The organism is Rhizobium sp. 9140 (genome assembly GCF_900067135.1).
Taxonomy (GTDB): domain Bacteria; phylum Pseudomonadota; class Alphaproteobacteria; order Rhizobiales; family Rhizobiaceae; genus Ferranicluibacter.
The window spans coordinates 1,009,150-1,031,299 of sequence record NZ_FJUR01000001.1 but is presented as its reverse complement, the minus strand read 5'-3'; the positions used below and the strand labels follow the sequence as shown (position 1 = coordinate 1,031,299).

Genomic DNA, 22,150 nt, shown 5'->3' with positions numbered 1-22,150 from the left:
TTCGGAACGGTCAGTGGCGGCGGACGATGACGTTGTTCTCGACAAGATGAACACCGATCACGGACGCCGCTGCCTGCTCGACGCAACCGACTTCGGCCTCGCTGGCAACGGAACCGGAGAGGATGATGGTTCGTCCGATGGCAATGACGTTGAGGTGGGCCGTATCCACCAGCGCGACATACTGGATGTAGCGGGTGACCTTGCCCGCGAGATCGTCGTCCCGCAGGTGAGGCTCGTCGTCGCGTCGGCAATACATCTGCTTGTCCATCGGCATGCACGCATCCCTCGCTGCTTGCTGGCCGCTTCCCGCTTTTGGCCCCTGCCGGAGCTTCTTGCCGATCGGCGTTTTAGTTGATGTGCAAACGCGAGGTATCCCTGGATGTTCCATCATGATCCGTGTGGCTGGCCGGGTACCAACACCGGGCGCGACAGCAGGCGTCAAGAGGCTGAAGGATGGCTCTCATCGACATGAATATAGGCCTCGACCGCAGCGGCGATGAAATCCTCGCGCGCGTAGTCGGCGGGTTGCTCGCCGTTGAGCACATAGCGGCACATCCGGATGGCTGCCTTGTAGGCAACGCCCTCATGGGTCGGCCATCTGTCGAGCAGGACCTCTGCCGCCTCCCGCGTATTGCGAACGGCGCGATAATCTCCGATGCCGTCCAGTTCGAGCAAAACGGGCTGTTGCCACCATTTTTCGCTGACCGCCATGTCCCATCCCTCTATTGCGGGTACCGATCCGTATTATGACAGCTGAAGCTTACGCTGGCATTGCGCCGTAAACGGAAAGGTTGCGGAGCGCGTACGAAGCAGTCTATGCGGTAGAAGCACGGAGAGCCTCATGTCCGACGTCCTGATCAATGTCCTTCCCCTCTTCGTTCTCATCTTTGCCGGTTGGGTGATCGTGCGCACGGGCTATCTGAAGCCGGCCGTGGGCGATGCGCTCGGCGACTTTGTCTTCAAGGTTTCCGTCCCCATCCTGCTGTTTCGCACCATCGCGACGGCAGATTTCACCGGGGGCTCGCCCTGGCCGCTATGGGTCGCCTATTTCTCCGGCGTCGCGGTCGTCTGGACGCTCGGCCATCTCGTCGCCACGCTCGGCTTCGGGCGAGACCGGCGCATCGGCGTTCTCGCCGGTGTCTCCTCGGCCTTCGCCAACACGATCTTCATCGGCCTGCCACTCGTCTCGCGCAATGTGGGCGATGCCGGCGTCGTCGCGCTGTCCATCCTCATCTCGGTTCATCTTCCGGTGATGATGATCGCCGGCACGATCCTCATGGAGCGTGCGGAGCGCAAGACCAATGGCGGCGTGGCGCAGAGCCCGCTGGCGCTCTCCCGCGGCATTCTTCGCAACCTCATTCGGAACCCTCTGGTGATCGGGCTTGTCTGCGGTGCGCTGATGCATGTGGCGAACCTGCCGCTGTCGGGGCCGCTCAAGATCGCCATCGACCAGACCGCTGCCGTCGCCGGTCCCGCTGCGTTAATCTCCATCGGTATGGCGCTCGACAAGTACGGCCTCTCCGGCAATCTCGGCCTTGCCGCCTTCACCAGCACGCTGAAGCTTGTCGTGCTGCCCGCCTGCGTCCTCGGTGCCAGCCATCTGCTCGGCCTCGACCGTGACTGGACGGCGGCCCTGGTGTTGACCTCCGCTGTGCCCACCGGCGTCAATGCCTGGCTGATTGCCAACCACTTCAACGTAGGCCACGGCCTTGCATCCTCGACCATCACGCTGACCACCGCCCTCGGCGTCGTCACCGTCTCCGCCTGGGCCTACGTGCTTCTCTGAAGCCCGCGAAACGTTCGCCATCGAGACATGAAAAAGCCCGGCGCGAGCCGGGCTTCGAAAAGATCCGCCAGGAGAATTGCGTCTCAGTTCGCCGGTGCAGCAGCCGCCGGGGCGGCAGGCGCTGGGGCGGCAGGCGCTGGGGCAGCCGGTGCGGCACCTTCGGCCGGAGCGGCTGCAGGCGCTGCAGACGCAGACGCCTCGGGAAGGGCGACCGGGGCATCCGCCTGGCCACGCAACCAGGCGATGAGGTTTGCGCGCTCATCCGGCTTCTTCACGCCGGCAAAGCCCATGGCGGTACCGGGCACATGCTTCTTCGGCGCTTCGATGAAGTAGCTCAGGTGGTCGTAGGTCCAGGTCTTGTTGGCTTCGGCGAAGGTCTTCATGCCGGCCGAATAGGCGAAGCCCTCATGCGAGGCGATCGGCCGTTCGACGACACCCCAGAGATTGGGGCCGACCTTGTTCGGCCCGCCCTTCTCGATGGTGTGACAGGCAGCACACTTCTTGAACACGGCTGCGCCGGCGTTCGCATCTGCGCTGGCTAACAGCGGCTTGATGTCGACCTCGGCTTCTGCCGCAGCACCCGCTCCCGCTTCGCCCGTCGTCTCCTCGGCGATGATGGCGAAGCCCGGCTTTTCCGGTGCTTCGGAATGAAAAATGCCTTCCGAGGCGATCGATACGGACATCAGCACGAAGACCGTTCCGAGAAAGGCTCCCACGGCCATGTTTACATGCGAGTTCATCAACACACCTCCCCTTGCGTCCGGCTTCAAGCATATGTGCCGCCGATATGAACAATCTGCCGCGACACCTTGAAATCGCGCGGAAGCTATGTCTTTTGACCGAGCGTTGCAACAGCGATATCCGTGCCGGACGAACCACTTCTGGCACTTTTCGCGTGCGTTTTGAAGGGCTCGGCATGAAAAGCGACAATTTGGCCAGAACACTCGTGCTGATCCCGGCGCGGATGGCCTCCACGCGGCTTCCCGGCAAGCCGCTGGCCGACATCTGCGGGCTGCCGATGATCGTGCAGGTGGCGCTCCGCGCACGCGATGCCCAGGTCGGACGGATCGTCGTCGCCGTCGATCACCAGGAGACGTTCGATGCCGTGACGGCTGCCGGTTTCGAAGCCGTCATGACGCGCACGGATCACCAGTCCGGCTCCGACCGCATCTACGAGGCGCTGAGCCTGTGCGACCCGGACGGCGCGATCGAGACCGTCATCAACGTGCAGGGCGACCTGCCGACGATCGAGCCGGAGACCATCCGTGCGGCACTGCGGCCGCTGGAAGACCCGACCGTGGATATCGCGACGCTGACCGTCGAGATCGTTCACGAGGCGGAGAAGACCAATCCGAACGTCGTGAAGGTCGTCGGCGTGCCTGTGTCGGACAACCGCATGCGGGCGCTCTACTTCACCCGCGCCACCGCACCCCACGGGGCCGGGCCGCTCTACCATCACATCGGCCTCTATGCCTACCGCCGCTCGGCTCTCGAACGGTTCGTCGCCCTGCCACCCTCGACCCTCGAGAAACGCGAATCGCTCGAACAGCTGCGGGCGCTGGAGGCGGGCATGCGCATCGACGTGGAAATCGTCAGCTCCATTCCGCTCGGCGTCGATACGCCCGACGATCTCGAGGCCGCGCGACGGCTGCTTTCGTCCAGCACCGGAGCCGCATCATGATGCCCGCGACGAACCGCATCTCATTCCAGGGCGAATACGGCGCCAATTCCGACATGGCCTCGCGGGACATGTTTCCGACGATGGATCCCCTGCCCTGCCAGACCTTCGAGGATGCGTTTCTCGCTGTCGAGAACGGCGAGGCGGACCTTGCGATGATCCCGATCGAGAACACGATCGCCGGCCGGGTTGCCGATATCCACCACCTCCTGCCGGAATCGCGCCTGCACATCATCGGCGAATATTTCATGCCGATCCGGTTCCAGCTGATGGTGCTGCCGGGCGTGTCGCGCAGCGAGATCCGGACCGTGCACAGCCACATCCATGCGCTCGGCCAATGCCGCAAGATCGTGCGGGCCAATGGCTGGAAGCCGGTCGTGGCCGGGGATACCGCCGGTGCCGCCAAGCTCGTGGCCGAGACCGGCGACCGTTCCATGGCCGCCCTTGCGCCACGGCTCGCGGCAAACCTCTACAAGCTCGACATCGTTGCCGAGAACGTCGAGGACACCGAAAATAACGTGACCCGCTTTGTCGTGCTCTCGCGCGACGAGAAGCCCATCCGGCGCGATGCGCCGAGCGACCTCATCGTCACCACCTTCGTCTTCAATGTGCGCAACATCCCCGCCGCGCTCTACAAGGCGCTGGGAGGCTTTGCCACGAACGGCATCAACATGACGAAGCTGGAGAGCTACCAGATCGGCGGAAAATTCATCGCGACGCAGTTCTACGCCGATATCGACGGACATCCGGATGATGCGAACGTGAAGCGGGCGCTGGAGGAGCTGCGGTTCTTTTCAGAGAAGGTCCGCATCCTCGGCTCCTATCCGGCGCACCCGATGCGGCGCGTGTTATAAAAGTCGCGCCCTTCTGAAATCCCTCGCGCACGGACGGAGAGACCAGAATTGTGGGGTAGTGTTTATGGCGCGAAAGTGATTGCGTACGGAAAAGAGGTGACTGATTTGCGGCCAGGCCGTGCTCGCCTCTCTTTTCGACAGCCGCGGAAATGGCGGCATCCGGAGGACGCCTACCATGATCATCAGAACGCTTTTCCTGGCCTCGACGGCCGCCCTTTCCATCACCGCCGGCGCGCAGGCGGCCGATGCGATCGTTGCAGCAGAACCGGAAGCCATGGAATATGTCCGTGTCTGCGACGCCTTCGGCGAAGGCTTCTTCTACATTCCGGGTACGGAAACCTGCCTGAAAATCGGCGGTTACGTTCGCTTCGACAACAATGTCGGCGACAGCCCCTATGACGGCGAAGATCAGGCCTGGTCGCCCTTCACGCGCGGCACCCTGACGCTCGACGCCCGCAGCGATACCGAGTACGGCCAGCTGCGCTCCTTCATCGAAATGCGGTCGGAAGCCAGCAGCGGCGAGACGACGAGCTACATCAACTCCGGCTTCATCACGCTCGGCGGCTTCATGGCCGGCGTCAATGATTCGCGCTACGACCTGTTCCTGAATTCGGCCGGCAACATCATCAACGACGACGTCATCGACTATACCGGCAGCCGGACTAATCAGGTCAGCTACCAGTGGGGCGGCGACAAGGGCTTTTCGGCGTTCATCGGCCTGGAAGAAGGCGGTGGCACCTACGACACCGGCTTCGCCGGCCGTCCGACCGAAGACTACAAGGGCGCGCATCCCCTGGCCGGCGCCCGCATTCAGGAGGATTGGGGCGGCCTGTTCGTCATCGGCGGCTACGATACCGAAGCCGATGCCTTCGGCGGCAAGATCCGCGCCGACGTCGTCTTCAACGACGTGTTCAAGATCTTCATCATGGCCGGCTACCAGTCCGACTGGGACAACGACAAAGGCCTGGGCAACACGCGCCAGCGCAATTATTACGGCCCCTGGAACGGCGACTGGGCAGCCTGGGGCGGCTTCACCGCAACAGTCAACGACAAGACGTCCATCAACGGTCAGGTCGCCTATGAGGAGGACGGCACGCTCGCGACGGCCCTCAACATGGAATATATGATCGTCGATAACTTCAAGGTGCAGCCGGAATTCAACTACACCAAGTTCGACGGCGAGCGCGGCGATGGCGATGCGTTCGGCGGTACGATCCGCTTCCAGCGCGACTTCTGATCGCGCGTCTCTTCAAAGCGATATGGACAGATGAGAACCGGCGCCTGCGCCGGTTCTTTCGTTTCCAACTCTGGCGTTTACAGTTCTGGCGTTTCCAGCTCTGGCGTTTCCAGCTCTGGCGTTTCTGTCAGGCCGGCCAGTCCAGCCAGTCACGCATCAGCTGGTGGGCGATGGCGCCTTTGGGCGGGGTGGAGTGTTGGCTCGCGTCCTGACCCGTGTTGCGGGCGAGCATGACGCGCGTTTCCTCGCGCGTGAACCAACGGCAGTCTTCCAGCTCCAGATCGTCCATGCGGATGTCGCTCGACTGCGCTTCCGCATAGCAACCGATCATCAGGCTGTGCGGCATGGGCCAAGGCTGCGAGGCGTGATAGCGCACGCGGCCGGTGCGGATGCCGGATTCCTCCAGAGTCTCGCGGCGCACGGCATTCTCGATCGTCTCCCCCGGCTCCAGGAACCCGGCAAGGCAGGAATACATGCCTTCCGGGAAATGCGGACTGCGGCCGAGCAGGCAGAGATCTCGCTCGACGTCGATGGTCAGCATGATGACGACGGGGTCGGTGCGCGGGAACGCCAGATGGCCGCAGGCCGTGCAGACCCGCCTGTACCCTCCGCCCTTGGCCTCCATCGGGCTGCCGCACTTGCCGCAGAAGCGGTTTGCTGCGTTCCAGGCGATCAGGCTTGCAGCCTGCGCGAACTGTCCGAGAAGTTCGTCGGGCAGCATGGCCTGCCGGTAGAGGCTGCGGCCGTCGGCGAGTTTGAAGGGTTCCTCCAGCGTCGCCTCCGTCCGGTTGACCGGAACGGCGATCCGCGGCTCACCCGAGGGCAGCCGTCCGAGAAGGATTGCGGCATCGAGATCGGGCTGGAGAGCGGCGATCTCGTAGGGCGCAAACAGCGGGTCGATGACGTTTTCGTCATGCTTGACAACCAGTTTGCCCTCCGCGAACGCGAAGAGATGCGCGCCCTCGGTTCTCAGCGCCTCTTCCAGGCAATCGTCGCTTCGGTGTTCGCTGTCGCGCACGAGGTGGTTTTCGGCGAAGGCAACGAGCGAGCTCGGTTCGGGATGAGGCCCCTTGAGGTCGAATATCGAGTGGGTCATGTCAGGGATTCCGTCAGACGTTTCAGGAAGGCGTCGCGCTCGCTCAGGTCCCGGGCTTCCGCCGTGCCGAAGCCCCAGATCGGGCCGGGCCAGTTTGCATCGCCTTCGGTGCGGGCGACGATATGGACATGGAGCTGGCGGACGATATTGCCCAGCGCGCCGATGTTGATCTTGGTCGCCCCGGTCACCTGTTTCAGTGCGGCGGCGACGCGGTTGGTTTCGTGCGACAGCGTCGCCTGCTCGTCGGGCGACAGCTCGAACGTCTCGCTGATGGCGTTCCGCTCGGGGATGAGAATGAGCCAGGGCCAGCGGGCGTCCCGGCTCAGCCGGAGCTGGCAGAGATCGAGATGCGCCACGAGGTCGCTGTCGCGCGCCAGGCGCGGGTCGAGATCGAACGTCGTCACGGTTCTTCCTTCTAGCATGCGTCGTCTTTGTCCGAGTTCTGACAGGGATGCCAGATTCTTCCAAGGGCCGACTTGCATTCCGTTTCGATATTGCCGATATGGAGATCGGGAGGTTGGTGGTGGACGAGCCACTCGCCAACCGGGTCAGGTCCGGAAGGAAGCAGCCCCAACGAGCCCGGCACGGGTCATCGTGCCAGCCTCCCACCCTCAGGGTCTTCGTGAAAGATCCTGAACCATCAGACCAGGGCCGCCCGTTCGCAAGCTCGCTGCCGCGTCCAAAGCTTGCCGACTGTCCGGACAGACGGAACCAGCGGCGGGGCGCATGAACGACATCACCATCCCATCTCCTGATACAGCCCCCGCCCCGACGGAAAAGCCGGCCACCTATCGCGTGCTCGCCCGCAAGTACCGCCCGAAGGACTTTTCCGACCTGATGGTCGGCCAAGAGCCGATGGTGCGGACGCTGACCAATGCCTTCGAGACGGGACGCATCGCCCAGGCCTATATGCTGACCGGCGTACGCGGCGTCGGCAAGACGACCACCGCACGTATCCTTGCGCGTGCCCTGAACTACAAGACCGACGAGATCGACAAGCCGACGATCGATCTTCGCACGCCCGGCGAGCACTGCCAGGCGATCATGGAAGGCCGGCATGTCGATGTGATCGAGATGGACGCCGCGTCCCACACCGGCATTGACGATATCAGGGAGATCATCGAGCAGGTGCGTTACCGGCCCGTATCCGCCCGCTACAAAGTCTATATCATCGACGAAGTGCACATGCTCTCGACGCAAGCCTTCAACGGGCTCTTGAAGACGCTCGAAGAGCCGCCGGAGCATGTGAAGTTCATCTTTGCGACGACCGAAATCCGCAAGGTCCCGATCACCGTTCTGTCGCGGTGCCAGCGGTTCGATCTGCGGCGGATCGCGGCGACAGATCTGGTCGGCCTGTTCTCCACCATCCTCGGCAAGGAAGGCATCACCGCACAGGCCGAAGCGCTGGCGATGATCGCGCGCGCCGCCGAAGGCTCGGCCCGCGACGGCCTGTCGCTGCTCGACCAGGCCATCGCCCATGGCGGCGGCATCGTGGATGCCGACGCGGTGCGCAGCATGCTCGGCCTTGCCGATCGCGCCCGTATCGTCGATCTTTTCGGCCATGTCGTGCGCGGAGACGTGAAGGCGGCGCTCGAGGAGTTTTCCTGGCAATACGAGGCCGGCGCCAGCCCGGCGGTCGTGCTGACCGATCTTGCCGATTTCACGCATCTCGTGACCAAGCTGAAATTTTCGGCGGAAGCCGCCAACGACCAGTCGCTGAGCGAGGTCGAGCGGGTGCGCGGCGCGGAATTCTCCGCAGCCGTCGCCGTCTCCACCCTGTCGCGGATCTGGCAGATGCTGTTGAAGGGCATACCGGAGACGGAGAACGCCGCCCGCCCGGCGGGCGCGGCTGAAATGGTGCTGATCCGGCTGACGCATGCAGCCCATCTCCCGTCTCCGGAAGACGCCGCGCGCCGGCTCCTGGAGATGTCGGGCAGCGATGCCGGTCGTCCAGCGCCGCGCGGGGCTGCACCTGGCAATGGTGGCGGCACTGGCGGTGGCAATGGCACGACCTCGTCCGTGTCGTCGCAGGGCCAGAGCAGCATCCAGGCGCGCGCCGGCGAACCGGTCATGCCCTCGCGGATGACGGCCAATGGCGCGGCCATGCTGCGCGCCGTGCCGGAAGCCGAACTTCCCACGGCGCAGGAAGGCGGACAGGCTGATATAAAGCCGGAACCGGAACCGGCCGCACCGGTCGTGCCGCTGCGCTCCGTCGCCGATATCGTCGATCTCTGCCAGAAAAACCGGGACATTCTCCTGAAGACGCTGGTGCGCAATTTCGTGCGGCTGGTGCGGCTCGAACCGGGCCGGCTGGAGTTGAACATCCCGGACGATGCGCCGAAGACGCTGGTGACGGACCTGCAGCGGAAACTGGAGGAATGGACCGGCATCCGCTGGATGGTGACCGTCAGCCGGGAGCCGGGCCAGCCGACCATGGTAGAGACGGAAGCCGCAGCGAAAGAGCAGCGCTTCAACGATGCGCGGCAGGACCCGGATGTCGCCGCCATCCTCGCCCGCTTTCCCGGATCGAAAATGGTCGATGTCCGCATCAAGGTTTCGGAGATCGAGCTGGACGAGACGCCCGAGGTCGCTGCCGTGGCCGAGTCCGAAGAGGGCGACATCCTTCCCGGCGACGATATCGAACATTAACTGATCAGCAGAGGAGACGGACGATGCGCGACATCATGGGTATGATGGGCAAGGTCAAGGAAATGCAGGCCAAGATGGAGAAGCTTCAGGAGGAAATCGCCCTTCTCGAAGTGGACGGCACCTCCGGCGGCGGCCTCGTCACTGTCCGGCTGGATGGCAAGGGTGCTCTGAGGAGCATCAAGATCGACCCCTCCCTCTTCAAGGAAGACGATGTCGAGATCCTCGAGGATCTCATCGTTGCCGCGCATAAGGACGGTAAGGACAAGGCCGAGGCGATCACAGCAGAAAAGACCCGCGAACTGACCGCCGGCCTGCCGATCCCGCCCGGAATGAAGCTGCCGTTCTAAGGCTCCGGCAGAAATGCCGGGCCGACCATGCGCACCTTGCGCGGAAATCTTGGAATATCCGTCTTCGTGCCGCGCAGGCTGACATTCATGAAAAGCCCAGTCGTCGGCTCGCTTTCAAGGACCGCGACAACCGTCGGCTCGATTGCCGGTATCGTCTCGGGGGCCACCACCGTCATGGCCGGCAGCACGGCTACGGCTACGGCTTCGGTCGCGGTCTTGATCGGCTTCCGGACGACACGTTTCGGTTTCGGCTTGCTCTCTTCACGCACAGTGCGGATGACGGGCTTGCACGCGGACGGCAAGGCGGCAAGTTCGGCGCGTGCCTGCGCGATACGACCGGCGATTTCCCGGCACGCAAAGCCGCTGCTTTCTATGGTGCAGACGTGATTGCGCGCCATGGCCATGTTGGATGCGATCTGGCGCTGAAGCCGCGACGCTTCGCTGCCGGATGGCGTGCAGGTCTTGGCGAGGCTATGGCTTGCGGGTATGGCGACGAGAAGAAGGAGCGCGAGACATCCGGCCTGCCGTCTGATCCTGTCTGCCCAAGCCATCGCATCTCTCCATCGCCAGCCCCGTGGGCATGCCGACGACATAGCCGAGAGGAACGCGCCTGCGAAGCGGATCCTTAAGAAATGGTTAAGGCGCGAAGCCATCCAGCTGCGCGCGGACGCGCTCGCTGATCGGGGCCGCACGGTAGCGGGCACGGTCCTCGTCCGACAGGTTCTTGACCGAAGCGCCGAGCATGTCCGGCATCGTGATCCTGGGGCCTTGGAACGCCCGATAGGTGACGGCATCGCCCACGCTGAGCATGCCCGGCCGCAGCACGCGGCAGTAGAAGCCGGGCCGGGCCACGGCACGGAACCTTCGGGCGAAACTCGGATCGTTCAGCCGCAGCGACAGTGTTGAGCAGGGGATGCGGGTCGAGGTGACCTCCAAAGTCACGCCGTCCGTCTCAAAGCGGTCGCCGACCGCGATTGTCCGGCTATCGATCTCTGAAATGACGAGGTTTTCGCCGAACAGGCCGGGCTCGATCCCGTAGCCGAGTTCGTCCGCCCATGCCGCCAGATCCAGAGAGCCGAGACCGTAGACGGCCTGATCCGGTCCGCCATGATGTTTCCGATTGCAGACCGCATCGCCGGCAAGCCCCGCGGCATCGACGATGACGGCACCGCCCTGCGGATGCTTGAGGATGCCGGTCTTCGCGGTCTTGCCTTCGATGACGGTGGCATGGCCAATGCAGACGGCGTCGATCTTCATGGTCCACCTCTTTTCCTCCGCCATCGCGGATCATCGCCGTTCGATGCAAAGCCTTTTCACTCCGACGACATATGGGATAGAACGCGCCTCATGGCAAAGCGAGTCACCGGCCCCGAAATCGAAAAACTCATCCAGCTTCTGGCAAAGGTGCCGGGCCTCGGGCCGCGCTCGGCGCGCAGGGCCGCGCTGCACCTCGTCAAGAAGAAGGACCAGCTGCTCGGCCCGCTCGCCGATGCGATGGTAGAGGCGCACCGGAAGGTCAGGATCTGCTCCTGCTGCGGCAATGTGGATACGAGCGACCCGTGCAGTGTCTGCACCGACGAACGGCGCGACCACAGCTGCATCATCGTGGTGGAAGACGTGGCCGACCTCTGGGCGCTGGAGCGAACGGGGGCGATGAACACGGCCTACCATGTGCTGGGCGGTACGCTCTCGCCGCTCGATGGCGTCGGGCCTGACGATCTCAACATTCGCGGCCTTGTCGATCGCGTCGTCAAGGGCGAGGTGCGCGAGCTGATCATCGCCGTCAATGCCACCGTCGAGGGCCAGACCACGGCGCATTACATCACCGACCAGCTCGACGGGCTGGACGTTCGCATCACCCGGCTTGCCCATGGCGTTCCCGTCGGAGGCGAGCTCGACTATCTAGACGACGGTACACTGACCGCAGCCTTGCGAGCGAGAACGGCAATCTGACATGACATTCCTGAAACATTTCCGCCGCCTGGGCCTCGCGGCTCTCCTCTGCACTTCCGCCGCCCTTCCCGCGTTTGCCGCGTCGAAGGCGGAAACCGAAGCGCAGTTCCGCCGCTGGCTCCAGACCGATCTCTGGCCGCAGGCGCAAAAGGGCGGTATCTCCAAGAACGCGTTCGACAAGGCCTTCGCGGACGTGAAGCTCGACTGGGACCTGCCGGACCTCGTGCCACCGGGCTCCAAGCCGCAGGGCGAGCAGAAGCAGAGCCAGGCGGAATTTGCATCCCCCGGCGCCTACTTCTCCGAAAAGCGCCTTCAAGGTCTTGCTGCGACCGGCCGGAGCCTCGCCTCGGCCCATGCCGCCACGCTCCGGCGGATCGAGAAGACCTATGGCGTACCCGGGCCGATCGTGATGGCGATCTGGGGCCGCGAATCCGGTTTTGGCCGGGCGAAGATCCCGCATCCGGTTCTCGATGTGCTCGCGACGAAGGCCTTCATGTCGACCCGTGGCGAGCTTTTCACCCGCGAACTGATCTCCGCCCTGCACATCCTTGAAAGCGGCGACGTCGATGAGGCCGACATGCGCGGCTCCTGGGCAGGCGCCATGGGCCAGCCGCAGTTCCTGCCATCGAGCTTCCTCTCCTATGCCGTGGATTTCGACGGCGACGGGCGGCGCGACATCTGGAATTCCGTGCCGGACGTGCTCGGCTCCATCGCGCACTATCTGTCGGAAAAGGGCTGGCAGCGCGGCCGTGACTGGGGCTTCGAGGTGTCGATCCCGCAGAATGTTTCCTGCGCGCAGGAAGGGCCGGACCTTGCAAAGCCACTCGGTCAATGGGCCGCGACCGGCATCACCCGCATTTCGGGCAAAGCGTTTCCGCGTAGCGAGGCGAAGGCCAGCGGCATGATGCTGGTGCCGGCCGGGCGCCACGGGCCGGAATTCCTGGTGACGCCGAATTTCTACGTGATCAAGGAATACAACAATTCCGACCTCTACGCCCTCTTCATCGGCAATCTCGCCGACCGGATCGGCGCGAATGGCGGGTCCTTCCAGGGCAGCTGGGGCGATGTCGGCAAGATGCTGCGCTCGGACGTGCTGGCCATGCAGAAGCGGCTGGAGGCGCAGGGCTACGATATCGGCAAGGCCGACGGTCTCGCCGGTTACAAGACCCGACGCTCGCTCGGGCAGTGGCAGGAGAAGAACGGCCTTGCTGCGACGTGTTTTCCGGATGCGGGGCTGAAAGCAAAACTGCGGTAGATCACAAAGCTCAGTGGCCGATATCGACCTGCCGTTTGAACTGCTCGTATTCGTGCGGCAGGATGGTCTGGCGCTCGATCATCCGGTGCACATAGGGCGCGTTTTCGCCGCGGTGGAGCGCGCGGAGCTGTTCGTGGATCGCCGCGTCGTCCTGGGTACGCCGCTGGTTGTGGCGGACGTACTCGACCCATGTCGGCACGTGATAGGTCTCCGTCCAGATTTCCGGCCGCTCCAGATCGCGCATCAGCGTCCACTGGCCGGCACCATCGCGGATGCGGACGCGACGACGTTCGGTCATGATCGACAGGAACGCCTCGACATCGGCGGGATCGATCTCGTAATCGATCATCACGACGATCGGCCCGCTTCTCGGCTTCAGATCGAGCTTCAGCATCGGCTCGGTGAAACTGCCGAGAGGATCGAGGTTGAGCGCCTTGAACTCCGGCAGGGCGAAGCGCAGCCCGACGGCCGCCCCGACCAGCATGACGACCGCGGAGGCAACGAGGGCCGTCGAGGGACCGTAGTCCTCCGCGGCCAAACCCCAGACCCAGCTGCCCAGCGCCATGCCGCCGAACGTGGTTGTCTGGTAGAGCGAGAGGGCGCGGGCAACCACCCAGCGCGGCGTGGACAGCTGCACCGTGGTGTTGAACAGCGACAGCGCCAGAACCCAGCCCGCCCCCGACATCAGCATGGCAAGGCCGGTCAGGATCTCGGAGCGGCTGACGGCCGCCAGGACGGCCGACAGGGCAAAACCGATAAAGGCGATCCGCACGACGGCTTCGCCGGCCAGACGCTCGCGCAGGCGAGCGCTCAGGAGCGCACCGCCGATCGCGCCGATGCCGAAGGCGCCAAGCAGGACGCCGTAGGTCAGGGGTCCGCCGGCCACGAGATCGCGGGCGACGAGCGGCAGAAGCGCGAGGATGGCGCTAGCGGAAAGGCCGAAGAGAAAGCCCCGCAGCATGACCTTCAGAATGTTCGGTGACATCGCGACATAGCGCAGGCCGGCGCCGACCGCGCGCGCCAGCGGCTCGCGCGGCAGGGCGTTCAGCGCCGGTGTCCGCTTCCACCGCAGCAAAGCGGTAATGAGCGCGAAATAGGTGAGCGTGTTTACGGCAAAAGCCGCCGCCGCACCGGCCGCCGCGACGATGACGCCGCCGATGGCCGGGCCGACGCTGCGCGTCATGTTGAAGCCCATGCTGTTCAGCGACACGGCGCCCGGCAGATCCTCGCGCGGAACCATGTCGCCGACGGAGGCCTGCCAGGCCGGATTGTTCAGCGCCGTTCCACAGCCGATGAGAAAGGTGAACATCAGGAGCAGCCAGGGCGTGATCAGCCCGAACCAGGCAAACGCCGTCAGCAGCGCGGACACGGTAAGCATGAAGAACTGCGCGATCAGCATGATCCGCCGCCGGTCGAAACTGTCGGCCAGCGCGCCGGAGATCAGCGAAAACAGCATGATCGGCAGCGTCACCGAAGCCTGCACCAGCGCGACCATATTCACCGAAGTGGAAATCGAGGTCATCATCCATGCCGCACCGACGGACTGGATGAGGCCACCGAAGTTGGAGGCAAGGCTTGCGATCCAGATGATGCGGAAGGTGTCGTGACGGAAGGGTGCCAAGGGCGATATTCGATCTGGCAAGGCCGTCTCCTTCTTCACGCACGCAGCCCTCGCGCACCAAACGGCGGAATGACCGCAACGCGGGAAAAGCATCGTCAGGCTGTCTAAGGTCCTCGAGTGCAATGTAGCCCGGTCGTCCCGTGTGACAACCCGCTGCGATACGCGAAATTCGCCGTGGAGTACCCATCGGCGCGGCGCTTGCAATTGCGGCCGATGCGGCGTATATGACGCTCAAATTCTTGATCGGTTGATGAAGAGTGGGCCCGTCAGGACCCGCTCTTTTTTATTACCATCATGACAGAACATGCATGACGGGAGACATCGCTTGTCCGACATCGACACCGCAGACATCCAGCAGGAACCGCGCCTGATCACCGAGACCGGGATCGATCGCCGCGTTGCCGACATCATCGAGCCTGTGTTGATGCCCATGGGCTACCAGCTGGTGCGCGTGCGGCTTTCGGCCCAGAACGGTGCGACGCTGCAGATCATGGCCGAGCGGACCGACGGCACGATGACGGTCGAAGACTGCGAAGCGGTTTCCTCGGCGATCTCGCCGGTGCTCGACGTGGACGATCCGATCGGCAAGGCGTATCATCTCGAAGTGTCTTCGCCGGGTATCGACCGGCCGATGGTGCGCAAGGGCGACTTCGTCCGATGGATCGGCCATCTCGTCAAGTGCGAGACCTCGGTTCTGGTGGAGAACCGCAAGCGCTTCCGCGGCGTCATTCTGGGTGCGGACGCGGACGGGTTCACCATCGAGCGCGACCAGCCGGGTCCGGAGGAGGCGCCGACGGTGGTCGTGCCGTTCTCGGCGCTGGCCGAAGCCAAGCTGATCCTGACGGACGAGCTGATCCGCGATGCACTGACGGCCGACAAGAAGGCCAAGGCCGCACGCGAGGCGGCAAACGAGAATTTCGAAGAGCTCGACGGCGACGACGAGACCCCTTCGCAGGAATGACACGCGCCCGGCCGGCGCTTCTCCTCTGGAGCGTGGCCTGAGAGGCACCACCCGGACTATTCGACCTACGGAGACCTACCCCATGGCAGTCAGTGCTAACCGGCTCGAACTTCTGCAGATCGCGGATGCCGTCGCGCGCGAAAAGGTGATCGACCGCGAAATCGTGCTGGCCGCCATGGCCGACGCGATCCAGAAGGCGGCGCGCTCACGCTACGGCTCGGAAAGCAACATCCGCGCCGACATCAATTCCAAGACCGGCGAGATCCGCCTGCAGCGTCTCCTGGAAGTGGTCGAGGTTGCCGAAGACTACGGCACGCAGATCCCGCTGGAACTGGCGCGCGACCGCAACCCGGACGCCAAGCTCGGCGACTTCATTGCCGATCCGCTGCCGCCGATGGATTTCGGCCGTATCGCCGCACAGTCCGCCAAGCAGGTCATCGTCCAAAAGGTTCGCGAAGCCGAGCGTGACCGCCAGTTCGACGAATATAAGGATCGCATCGGCGAGATCGTCAACGGCACGGTCAAGCGTGTCGAATACGGCAACGTCATCGTGGACCTCGGCCGCGGCGAAGGCATCATCCGCCGCGACGAGATGATCCCGCGCGAAAACATGCGCTACGGCGACCGCGTCCGCTCCTATGTCTACGACGTGCGCCGCGAACAGCGCGGTCCGCAGATCTTCCTGTCGCGGACGCATCCGCAGTTCATGGTCAAGCTCTTCACCATGGAAGTGCCCGAAATCTACGACGGCATCATCCAGATCCGCTCGGTCGCCCGCGATCCGGGTTCGCGCGCCAAGATCGCCGTGATCTCCAACGATTCGTCGATCGATCCAGTCGGCGCCTGCGTCGGCATGCGCGGCAGCCGCGTTCAGGCCGTTGTCGGCGAGCTTCAGGGCGAGAAGATCGACATCATTCCGTGGAGCCAGGATCCGGCATCCTTCATCGTCAACGCCCTGCAGCCGGCCGAAGTGTCCAAGGTCGTTCTCGATGAGGACGCAGAGCGTATCGAAGTCGTCGTGCCTGACGAGCAGCTGTCGCTCGCCATCGGCCGTCGCGGCCAGAACGTCCGTCTCGCGTCGCAGCTGACCGGCTGGGACATCGACATCATGACGGAAGCCGAAGAGTCCGAGCGCCGCCAGAAGGAATTCAACGAGCGCACCAACCTCTTCATGGAATCGCTCGACGTGGACGAGATGGTCGGTCAGGTTCTGGCCTCCGAAGGCTTCGCGCAGGTCGAGGAACTCGCCTATGCAGAGCTTGACGAAATCGCCTCTATCGAGGGCTTCGACGAGGAGACCGCAAGCGAGATCCAGACCCGCGCCCGCGAATATCTGGACAAGCTCGAAGCCGAGATGGACGAAAAGCGCAAGGCGCTCGGCGTTGCTGACGAACTGCGCACGATCAACGGTATGACCGGGCAGATGATGGTGGCGCTCGGCCAGGACGGCATCAAGACGATGGAAGACTTCGCAGGCTGCGCCGCCGACGACCTCGTCGGCTGGTCGGAGCGCAAGGACGGCGAGACCAAGCGTTTCGAGGGCCTGTTCTCCAAGCTGGAAGTTTCGCGCACGGAAGCGGAAACCATGATCCTTCAGGCACGCTTGGCTGCGGGCTGGATTACGGAAGAAGACCTTGCACGTGAGACCGAGGCACTCCAAATAGTGGAAGCGAGCGAGGAGGACGAGGCGGAAGCCGCGTCCTGATCTCTCATGAATTCCGTGACCAACCAGCCAGACATGGCACCAGACGATGCGAACGTCCCCGATCTCGTGCCGCACGGGGATGATGACGACTTGCCGCTGAACGGGCGCATGTGCATCGTAACCCGCATGAGCGCATCAGTCGATGACGGCCTGATCCGCTTCGTTGCCGGGCCGGACGGCCGGGTGGTTGCAGACCTGAAACGCCAGTTGCCGGGACGCGGCTGCTGGGTCACCGCCGAACGCGCGGTTCTGGAGAAGGCGATCAAGCGCAAGCTTTTTGCGCGGGCGCTGAAGACGGCGGAGGCCAAGCCCGGCCCCGAGCTTCTGGACGAGGTCGACAGGCTTCTCGTCCACCAGCTGATCGGCATGATGAACATGGCGCGCAAGGCCGCGCAGTTCATCACCGGGGCTTCGAAGGTGGAACAGGCGGTTCGCGGAATGGCGGCCATCGCCACGTTCCACGCTTCGACGGCCGCACCCGACGGTGTGCGGAAAATAGACCAGGCGCGCAAGGCCATGAGCTTTGTCGCCGACGACGGCGAGCAGATACCCACCTTCCGCTTCTTCACCGGAGAGGAATTGGATACGTTGCTTGGAAGTAATTCTTTTATCCATGCCGCAGCGCTTGCAGGGCAGGCGGGTGAGGGTGTAGTGAAGCGCGCAAACATGCTGGAAAGATACCGGGGCGAAATGTCCCCCCGTGCCTTCGGCGACGCTTCCCAGCCGACATTATGACGCGGGACACCGGCCACGGCCGTGACGACCGCAATACGGTAAGACGACAATCGAACGACGGGGTCTGGTGATACGCATCCGGCTTCGATCTTAGGAACGGAACGGAATGACCGATAACAACGACGACAAGACCCTGAGCGGAGCCGGCAAGAAGACTCTGACGCTGCGCCCCTCCGGCGTGAGCCAGGGCACAGTCCGCCAGGACATGGGCCGCGGCCGCACGAAGGCTGTCGTGGTCGAAACCCGCAAACGCCGCCCCACCCGGCCCGAAGACGAGAAGCCGGTCGCACCGATCGCCTCGGCTGCGGCTCCCGTGCGTGCGCCGCAGCCGCGCCCGCCGGAAACCCGCCCCATGCAGCAGACCACGGTTCGCCCGCAGCCTCAGGCTCCGCGGCCCGATCCGGCGCGTCCGCGCACCGGCGTCGTTCTGAACCAGCTGTCGGCCGGTGAAATCGACGCGCGCCGCCGCGCGCTTGCCGAAGCGCAGATCCGCGATGCCGAGGAAGCCAAGGCACGCGTCATCGCTGAAGAGAAGCGCAAGATCGAAGAAGCCGAACGCCTGAAGCGCGAAGCTGAGGAAGCCGCACGCCGCGCGGCGGAAGAGGCTGCCCGTCCGGCTGCCGAACGCGAAGCCGAGAAGGTCGCGCTCGCCGCTGCTGCCGAGGCCGAAAAGGCCGCCGCCGCCGCAGCAGCTGCTGCTCCCCCTGTGGTCGAACGCCCCGCCCCCGTCATCACGACGGACGCGAATGGCGTGCGCACGCGCCGCACCAATGAAGCCGAGGAAACGCGCCCTGCCCGTCCGGGCGCCGTGCCGGTTCGCGGCAAGCCGGTTCGCCCCGAGCCTGCCAAGGCTCCGGCGCGTCCGAAGACAGAAGAAGAGCGCCGCAAGGGCAAGCTGACGCTGACGGCAGCCCTTGACGACGATGGGAATGCCCGTGGCCGCTCGCTCGCCGCCATGCGCCGCCGCCAGGAGAAGTTCCGCCGCAGCCAGATGCAGGAAACGCGCGAAAAGGTCATGCGCGAAGTCGTTCTGCCGGAAACCATCACCATTCAGGAACTGTCGCAGCGCATGTCCGAACGCGCCGTCGACGTCATCAAGTACCTGATGAAGGACGGCCAGATGATGAAGCCCGGCGATGTCATCGACGCCGACCTGGCCGAGATCATCGCTGCCGAATTCGGCCACACGGTCAAGCGCGTATCGGAATCCGACGTTGAAGAAGGCATCTTCAATCAGGCCGACGATGCCGGCGAAATGGTGTCGCGTCCTCCGGTCGTGACCATCATGGGCCATGTCGACCACGGCAAGACCTCGCTGCTCGACGCCATCCGCCAGACGAGCGTCGTCTCGGGCGAAGCCGGCGGCATCACACAGCACATCGGTGCCTATCAGGTCGAGAAGAACGGCCAGAAGATCACCTTTATCGACACGCCCGGCCACGCCGCCTTCACGGCCATGCGTGCCCGTGGTGCGCAGGCAACCGACATTGCAATCCTGGTGGTTGCGGCCGACGACAGCGTCATGCCGCAGACGATCGAGTCGATCAGCCATGCAAAGGCTGCCAACGTTCCGATCATCGTTGCGATCAACAAGATCGACAAGCACGAAGCCAACCCGGAGAAGGTGCGCCAGCAGCTGTTGCAGCACGAAGTGTTCGTGGAATCGCTCGGCGGTGAAGTTCTCGACGTCGAAGTGTCGGCCAAGAACAAGCTCAATCTCGACAAGTTGCTCGAGGCGATCCTGCTGCAGGCCGAAATCCTCGACCTCAAGGCCGATCCGAGCCGGACGGCCGAAGGTATCGTCATCGAAGCCCAGCTCGACCGCGGTCGTGGCTCGGTTGCGACCGTCCTCGTCCAGAAGGGCACGCTGAAGCCCGGCCAGATCATCGTTGCCGGCGACCAGTGGGGCCGCGTGCGCGCGCTCGTCACCGACAAGGGCGACCATGTCAAGGAAGCCGGCCCGGCGACCCCGGTCGAAGTTCTCGGCCTGTCGGGAACGCCGGCTGCCGGCGATCGCTTCGCCGTGGTCGAGAACGAAGGCCGCGCCCGCGAGATCTCCGAATATCGCCAGCGCCTGACGCGCGACAAGGCGGTTGCCCGCCAGTCCGGCCAGCGCGGTTCGCTCGAACAGATGATGAGCAAGCTGCAGAACACCGGGTTCAAGGAGTTCCCGCTGGTCATCAAGGGCGACGTGCAGGGTTCAGTCGAAGCCATCATCGGCGCGCTCGATCGTCTGGGCACCGACGAAGTTCGTGCCCGCATCGTTCATTCGGGGGCCGGTGCGATCACCGAGTCCGATATCGCGCTGGCGGAATCGTCGGATGCGGCGATCATCGGCTTCAACGTTCGTGCCAACGTGCAGGCACGCCAGGCGTCCGAGCGTTCGGGCATCGAGATCCGCTACTACAACATCATCTACGACCTGGTGGATGACGTGAAGGCAGCGATGTCGGGCCTGCTCTCGCCAGAGCGTCGCGAAACCTTCCTCGGCAATGCCGAAATCCTGGAAGTGTTCAACATCACCAAGACCGGCAAGGTTGCGGGTTGCCGCGTGGTCGAAGGCAAGGTCGAGCGTGGTGCGGGCGTCCGCCTGCTGCGCGACAACGTCGTCATCCACGAAGGCAAGCTCAAGACCCTCAAGCGCTTCAAGGACGAAGTCTCCGAAGTGCCGGTCGGTCAGGAATGCGGTATGGCCTTCGAGAACTACGAAGACATCCGTTCCGGCGATACGATCGAGTGCTTCCGCGTGGAGCACATCACCCGCACGCTGTAAGGCGACAGTGGATCATAGATTTGAAAATGGCGGCTTCGGCCGCCATTTTTGTGTTTCCGCTCAGATCTGTCGACCGAGCTTCGCATCGACCGACTGGGCGTTGGAGCCGCGCACGGCAAAGGAGAGGAAGATCGCCGCCCAAAGGATCGACGTCTCCGCACCGGCCAGCCCCTCGGCCTTGACGATGCCATGGAAATAGATGGTGACCAGAAGCACAATCATAGAGGCGAATGCCGCAGGCCGCGTGAACAGGCCGATGGCAACGAGAATGCCCCCGAAGAATTCGGTGGCGGCCAGCAGCGGCGACCAGAAGACGCCGGGGTAGAAGCCAAGGCTTTCGACCATGCCGACGGCGCCGAAGGGATTGGTGATCTTGCCGAAGCCGTGGGTGACGAGAAGGGCACCGGCGACGACCCGCAGGACGGTCTCCACCATCGTATCAAAGGGGCGGTAGAGGCGCTGGAGGGCGGGGAAGATCGGCCGCGCCGGCTGGTAACGATATCGGTCCTGGGAATGGCTCCTGGGTTCGGGGCAAAAGAATTTCCCTCCCCGTCTTCCCGCAGTTACCCGCCGCCGCAAGACGGCTCCCTCGAGAAACATGAGCCTGCCAGTTAACATTTGCGTGAAAGATCACATGGGAAATACGGCAGACGGCGTGCAAACCGTTTCGGCGCCATCGAGAATGCAGTAAGCCTCATCCGCAACCGTCACGCCGAAGGAGCAGGGTCATGAGCCAGGAAAAACCCCGTGTCAGCATTCTCTATTGCACGCAGTGCAACTGGCTTCTGCGCTCCGGCTGGATGGCGCAGGAGTTGCTGCAGACCTTCCCGGACGCGCTCGGCGAAGTCGCGCTGATCCCCGCAACAGGTGGCAATTTCGAGATCCGCGTTAATGACATACTGATCTGGGAGCGCAAGCGTGATGGCGGTTTCCCCGGGCCTAAGGAGCTGAAGCAGCGCGTGCGCGACATCATCGCGCCCGAGCGCGATCTCGGACATACCGATCGGCCTGCCTCTTGAGCCTTGCAGCCCTCTCCGGCGTCTTCGCTGCCGCCTTCCTGTCCGCCACGCTTCTCTTCGGCCTGTCGGAAGCGGCTGTCATCGCAGCCCTTCAGGATCCGAGCCTGCCGCGCGGCTTCGTCTTCCTCGTCGCCACGGTCGGCAATGTGCTCGGCGCCGTCGTCAACTTCGTCCTCGGGCGCTTTTTCCTGCGGTTCGAAGGGCGCCGCTGGTTCCCCGTCTCGCCGAAGGGTCGCGGCCGGGCAGAGGCTACCTTCCGCAAGTACGGGCAACCGGTCCTGCTTCTCTCCTGGGTGCCCGTCATCGGCGACCCCCTGACGCTGGCAGCCGGCCTGCTGCGCATGCCGTGGCTGCCGTTTCTGGTCTACGTCACCATCGGCAAAGCTGCGCGCTATGCTGTGCTGGTCTGGGTATTCGGATAAGACGGCCTCGGTAACAGCCTTTCCATTTCTCTGCTGCGCAATGCTCCCATGCCTATGAT

General features: G+C 64.0%; 23 protein-coding genes and 1 other RNA gene. 15 read left to right on the top strand and 9 right to left on the bottom strand.

Annotation, left to right across the window (positions count from 1 at the left end):
* Nucleotides 1–10 precede the first annotated feature (10 nt).
* Nucleotides 11–274, bottom strand: a complete 264-nt coding sequence (locus GA0004734_RS04760) for a BON domain-containing protein (protein ID WP_245292342.1) — start codon at nucleotides 272–274, stop codon at nucleotides 11–13.
* Nucleotides 275–438: 164 nt separating this feature from the next.
* Nucleotides 439–711 (bottom strand): DUF982 domain-containing protein, encoded by a 273-nt coding sequence (locus tag GA0004734_RS04755; protein ID WP_092931639.1) that lies wholly within the window; start codon nucleotides 709–711, stop codon nucleotides 439–441.
* 130 nt (nucleotides 712–841) lie between these two features.
* On the opposite strand from GA0004734_RS04755, the gene GA0004734_RS04750 reads away from it, so the two are divergent.
* Complete coding sequence (locus GA0004734_RS04750) at nucleotides 842–1,786, top strand: AEC family transporter (RefSeq protein WP_092931637.1); 945 nt, start codon at nucleotides 842–844, stop codon at nucleotides 1,784–1,786.
* Between the two features lie 83 nt (nucleotides 1,787–1,869).
* Here GA0004734_RS04750 and GA0004734_RS04745 read toward each other — a convergent pair whose 3' ends face one another.
* A complete protein-coding gene (locus GA0004734_RS04745) occupies nucleotides 1,870–2,526 on the bottom strand; it encodes a c-type cytochrome (protein WP_092931635.1) in 657 nt (218 codons plus the stop codon).
* A 176-nt stretch (nucleotides 2,527–2,702) separates the two neighbouring features.
* Between GA0004734_RS04745 and GA0004734_RS04740 the strand changes: the two genes are divergently transcribed.
* The 3 genes from GA0004734_RS04740 (at nucleotide 2,703) to GA0004734_RS04730 (ending at nucleotide 5,555) form a co-directional block, all read left to right on the top strand.
* Nucleotides 2,703–3,467, top strand: coding sequence for a 3-deoxy-manno-octulosonate cytidylyltransferase (locus GA0004734_RS04740; protein ID WP_092931633.1), 765 nt, complete (start codon nucleotides 2,703–2,705; stop codon nucleotides 3,465–3,467).
* A complete protein-coding gene (locus tag GA0004734_RS04735; protein ID WP_092931631.1) occupies nucleotides 3,464–4,318 on the top strand; it encodes a prephenate dehydratase in 855 nt (284 codons plus the stop codon). The genes GA0004734_RS04740 and GA0004734_RS04735 overlap by 4 nt, the downstream gene beginning before the upstream one ends.
* 175 nt (nucleotides 4,319–4,493) lie before the next feature.
* Nucleotides 4,494–5,555 carry a porin gene (locus GA0004734_RS04730; RefSeq protein WP_092931629.1) on the top strand — a complete coding sequence of 354 codons (1,062 nt, stop codon included), beginning with the start codon at nucleotides 4,494–4,496 and terminating at the stop codon, nucleotides 5,553–5,555.
* Nucleotides 5,556–5,682: 127 nt separating this feature from the next.
* Here GA0004734_RS04730 and nudC read toward each other — a convergent pair whose 3' ends face one another.
* Together nudC and GA0004734_RS04720 are read right to left on the bottom strand one after the other, a co-directional pair.
* Complete coding sequence (gene nudC / locus GA0004734_RS04725; RefSeq protein WP_092931627.1) at nucleotides 5,683–6,651, bottom strand: NAD(+) diphosphatase; 969 nt, start codon at nucleotides 6,649–6,651, stop codon at nucleotides 5,683–5,685.
* A complete protein-coding gene (locus tag GA0004734_RS04720; RefSeq protein ID WP_092931625.1) occupies nucleotides 6,648–7,055 on the bottom strand; it encodes an HIT domain-containing protein in 408 nt (135 codons plus the stop codon). The genes nudC and GA0004734_RS04720 overlap by 4 nt, the downstream gene beginning before the upstream one ends.
* Nucleotides 7,056–7,163: 108 nt before the next feature.
* On the opposite strand from GA0004734_RS04720, the gene ffs reads away from it, so the two are divergent.
* The 3 genes from ffs to GA0004734_RS04705 all read left to right on the top strand — a co-directional run bounded on the left by ffs (nucleotide 7,164) and on the right by GA0004734_RS04705 (nucleotide 9,647).
* Nucleotides 7,164–7,260, top strand: an RNA gene (gene ffs, locus GA0004734_RS04715) — signal recognition particle sRNA small type.
* A gap of 117 nt (nucleotides 7,261–7,377) precedes the next feature.
* Complete coding sequence (locus GA0004734_RS04710; protein WP_092931623.1) at nucleotides 7,378–9,300, top strand: DNA polymerase III subunit gamma/tau; 1,923 nt, start codon at nucleotides 7,378–7,380, stop codon at nucleotides 9,298–9,300.
* 23 nt (nucleotides 9,301–9,323) lie between these two features.
* Entirely contained in the window at nucleotides 9,324–9,647 is a 324-nt protein-coding gene (locus tag GA0004734_RS04705) for a YbaB/EbfC family nucleoid-associated protein (RefSeq protein ID WP_092931621.1), read from the top strand.
* Here GA0004734_RS04705 and GA0004734_RS04700 read toward each other — a convergent pair.
* Nucleotides 9,644–10,198, bottom strand: a complete 555-nt coding sequence (locus GA0004734_RS04700) for a hypothetical protein (protein WP_092931619.1) — start codon at nucleotides 10,196–10,198, stop codon at nucleotides 9,644–9,646. The two genes, GA0004734_RS04705 and GA0004734_RS04700, sit on opposite strands and share 4 nt — an antisense overlap.
* 85 nt (nucleotides 10,199–10,283) lie before the next feature.
* Nucleotides 10,284–10,904, bottom strand: coding sequence for an MOSC domain-containing protein (locus tag GA0004734_RS04695; RefSeq protein ID WP_092931617.1), 621 nt, complete (start codon nucleotides 10,902–10,904; stop codon nucleotides 10,284–10,286).
* Between the two features lie 90 nt (nucleotides 10,905–10,994).
* Between GA0004734_RS04695 and recR the strand changes: the two genes are divergently transcribed.
* Both recR and GA0004734_RS04685 read left to right on the top strand, forming a co-directional pair.
* Nucleotides 10,995–11,600 carry a recombination mediator RecR gene (gene recR, locus GA0004734_RS04690; RefSeq protein ID WP_092931615.1) on the top strand — a complete coding sequence of 202 codons (606 nt, stop codon included), beginning with the start codon at nucleotides 10,995–10,997 and terminating at the stop codon, nucleotides 11,598–11,600.
* Between the two features lies 1 nt (nucleotide 11,601).
* A complete protein-coding gene (locus GA0004734_RS04685; protein ID WP_092931613.1) occupies nucleotides 11,602–12,855 on the top strand; it encodes a lytic murein transglycosylase in 1,254 nt (417 codons plus the stop codon).
* A gap of 10 nt (nucleotides 12,856–12,865) precedes the next feature.
* Here GA0004734_RS04685 and GA0004734_RS04680 read toward each other — a convergent pair whose 3' ends face one another.
* Nucleotides 12,866–14,497, bottom strand: coding sequence for an MFS transporter (locus GA0004734_RS04680; RefSeq protein ID WP_245292341.1), 1,632 nt, complete (start codon nucleotides 14,495–14,497; stop codon nucleotides 12,866–12,868).
* 304 nt (nucleotides 14,498–14,801) lie between these two features.
* On the opposite strand from GA0004734_RS04680, the gene rimP reads away from it, so the two are divergent.
* The 4 genes from rimP (at nucleotide 14,802) to infB (ending at nucleotide 20,650) form a co-directional block, all read left to right on the top strand.
* On the top strand, nucleotides 14,802–15,437 hold the full coding sequence (gene rimP, locus GA0004734_RS04675; protein WP_092931609.1) for a ribosome maturation factor RimP: 636 nt from the start codon (nucleotides 14,802–14,804) through the stop codon (nucleotides 15,435–15,437).
* 82 nt (nucleotides 15,438–15,519) lie between these two features.
* The gene (nusA, locus tag GA0004734_RS04670; protein ID WP_092931607.1) at nucleotides 15,520–17,142 is read left to right on the top strand and encodes a transcription termination factor NusA; all 1,623 of its coding nucleotides are present in this window, start codon (nucleotides 15,520–15,522) and stop codon (nucleotides 17,140–17,142) included.
* Nucleotides 17,143–17,148: 6 nt separating this feature from the next.
* Nucleotides 17,149–17,877, top strand: a complete 729-nt coding sequence (locus GA0004734_RS04665; protein ID WP_280949468.1) for an RNA-binding protein — start codon at nucleotides 17,149–17,151, stop codon at nucleotides 17,875–17,877.
* A 106-nt stretch (nucleotides 17,878–17,983) separates the two neighbouring features.
* On the top strand, nucleotides 17,984–20,650 hold the full coding sequence (gene infB / locus GA0004734_RS04660; protein WP_092931605.1) for a translation initiation factor IF-2: 2,667 nt from the start codon (nucleotides 17,984–17,986) through the stop codon (nucleotides 20,648–20,650).
* Nucleotides 20,651–20,710: 60 nt separating this feature from the next.
* Here infB and GA0004734_RS04655 read toward each other — a convergent pair whose 3' ends face one another.
* Nucleotides 20,711–21,127 carry a DoxX family protein gene (locus tag GA0004734_RS04655; protein WP_245292478.1) on the bottom strand — a complete coding sequence of 139 codons (417 nt, stop codon included), beginning with the start codon at nucleotides 21,125–21,127 and terminating at the stop codon, nucleotides 20,711–20,713.
* Between the two features lie 251 nt (nucleotides 21,128–21,378).
* On the opposite strand from GA0004734_RS04655, the gene GA0004734_RS04650 reads away from it, so the two are divergent.
* A complete protein-coding gene (locus GA0004734_RS04650) occupies nucleotides 21,379–21,669 on the top strand; it encodes a SelT/SelW/SelH family protein (protein ID WP_092931601.1) in 291 nt (96 codons plus the stop codon).
* On the top strand, nucleotides 21,666–22,091 hold the full coding sequence (locus tag GA0004734_RS04645) for a YqaA family protein (protein ID WP_092931599.1): 426 nt from the start codon (nucleotides 21,666–21,668) through the stop codon (nucleotides 22,089–22,091). The genes GA0004734_RS04650 and GA0004734_RS04645 overlap by 4 nt, the downstream gene beginning before the upstream one ends.
* The last annotated feature ends 59 nt before the right edge of the window (nucleotides 22,092–22,150 follow it).

What these genes read in the sequence shown, in the direction of transcription:
- GA0004734_RS04760 (WP_245292342.1), bottom strand. Translation starts at nt 274, where the DNA reads ATGCCGATGGACAAGCAGATGTATTGCCGACGCGACGACGAGCCTCAC.
- GA0004734_RS04755 (WP_092931639.1), bottom strand. Translation starts at nt 711, where the DNA reads ATGGCGGTCAGCGAAAAATGGTGGCAACAGCCCGTTTTGCTCGAACTG.
- GA0004734_RS04750 (WP_092931637.1), top strand. Translation starts at nt 842, where the DNA reads ATGTCCGACGTCCTGATCAATGTCCTTCCCCTCTTCGTTCTCATCTTT.
- GA0004734_RS04745 (WP_092931635.1), bottom strand. Translation starts at nt 2,526, where the DNA reads ATGAACTCGCATGTAAACATGGCCGTGGGAGCCTTTCTCGGAACGGTC.
- GA0004734_RS04740 (WP_092931633.1), top strand. Translation starts at nt 2,703, where the DNA reads ATGAAAAGCGACAATTTGGCCAGAACACTCGTGCTGATCCCGGCGCGG.
- GA0004734_RS04735 (WP_092931631.1), top strand. Translation starts at nt 3,464, where the DNA reads ATGATGCCCGCGACGAACCGCATCTCATTCCAGGGCGAATACGGCGCC.
- GA0004734_RS04730 (WP_092931629.1), top strand. Translation starts at nt 4,494, where the DNA reads ATGATCATCAGAACGCTTTTCCTGGCCTCGACGGCCGCCCTTTCCATC.
- nudC (WP_092931627.1), bottom strand. Translation starts at nt 6,651, where the DNA reads ATGACCCACTCGATATTCGACCTCAAGGGGCCTCATCCCGAACCGAGC.
- GA0004734_RS04710 (WP_092931623.1), top strand. Translation starts at nt 7,378, where the DNA reads ATGAACGACATCACCATCCCATCTCCTGATACAGCCCCCGCCCCGACG.
- GA0004734_RS04705 (WP_092931621.1), top strand. Translation starts at nt 9,324, where the DNA reads ATGCGCGACATCATGGGTATGATGGGCAAGGTCAAGGAAATGCAGGCC.
- GA0004734_RS04700 (WP_092931619.1), bottom strand. Translation starts at nt 10,198, where the DNA reads ATGGCTTGGGCAGACAGGATCAGACGGCAGGCCGGATGTCTCGCGCTC.
- GA0004734_RS04695 (WP_092931617.1), bottom strand. Translation starts at nt 10,904, where the DNA reads ATGAAGATCGACGCCGTCTGCATTGGCCATGCCACCGTCATCGAAGGC.
- recR (WP_092931615.1), top strand. Translation starts at nt 10,995, where the DNA reads ATGGCAAAGCGAGTCACCGGCCCCGAAATCGAAAAACTCATCCAGCTT.
- GA0004734_RS04685 (WP_092931613.1), top strand. Translation starts at nt 11,602, where the DNA reads ATGACATTCCTGAAACATTTCCGCCGCCTGGGCCTCGCGGCTCTCCTC.
- nusA (WP_092931607.1), top strand. Translation starts at nt 15,520, where the DNA reads ATGGCAGTCAGTGCTAACCGGCTCGAACTTCTGCAGATCGCGGATGCC.
- GA0004734_RS04665 (WP_280949468.1), top strand. Translation starts at nt 17,149, where the DNA reads ATGAATTCCGTGACCAACCAGCCAGACATGGCACCAGACGATGCGAAC.
- infB (WP_092931605.1), top strand. Translation starts at nt 17,984, where the DNA reads ATGACCGATAACAACGACGACAAGACCCTGAGCGGAGCCGGCAAGAAG.
- GA0004734_RS04650 (WP_092931601.1), top strand. Translation starts at nt 21,379, where the DNA reads ATGAGCCAGGAAAAACCCCGTGTCAGCATTCTCTATTGCACGCAGTGC.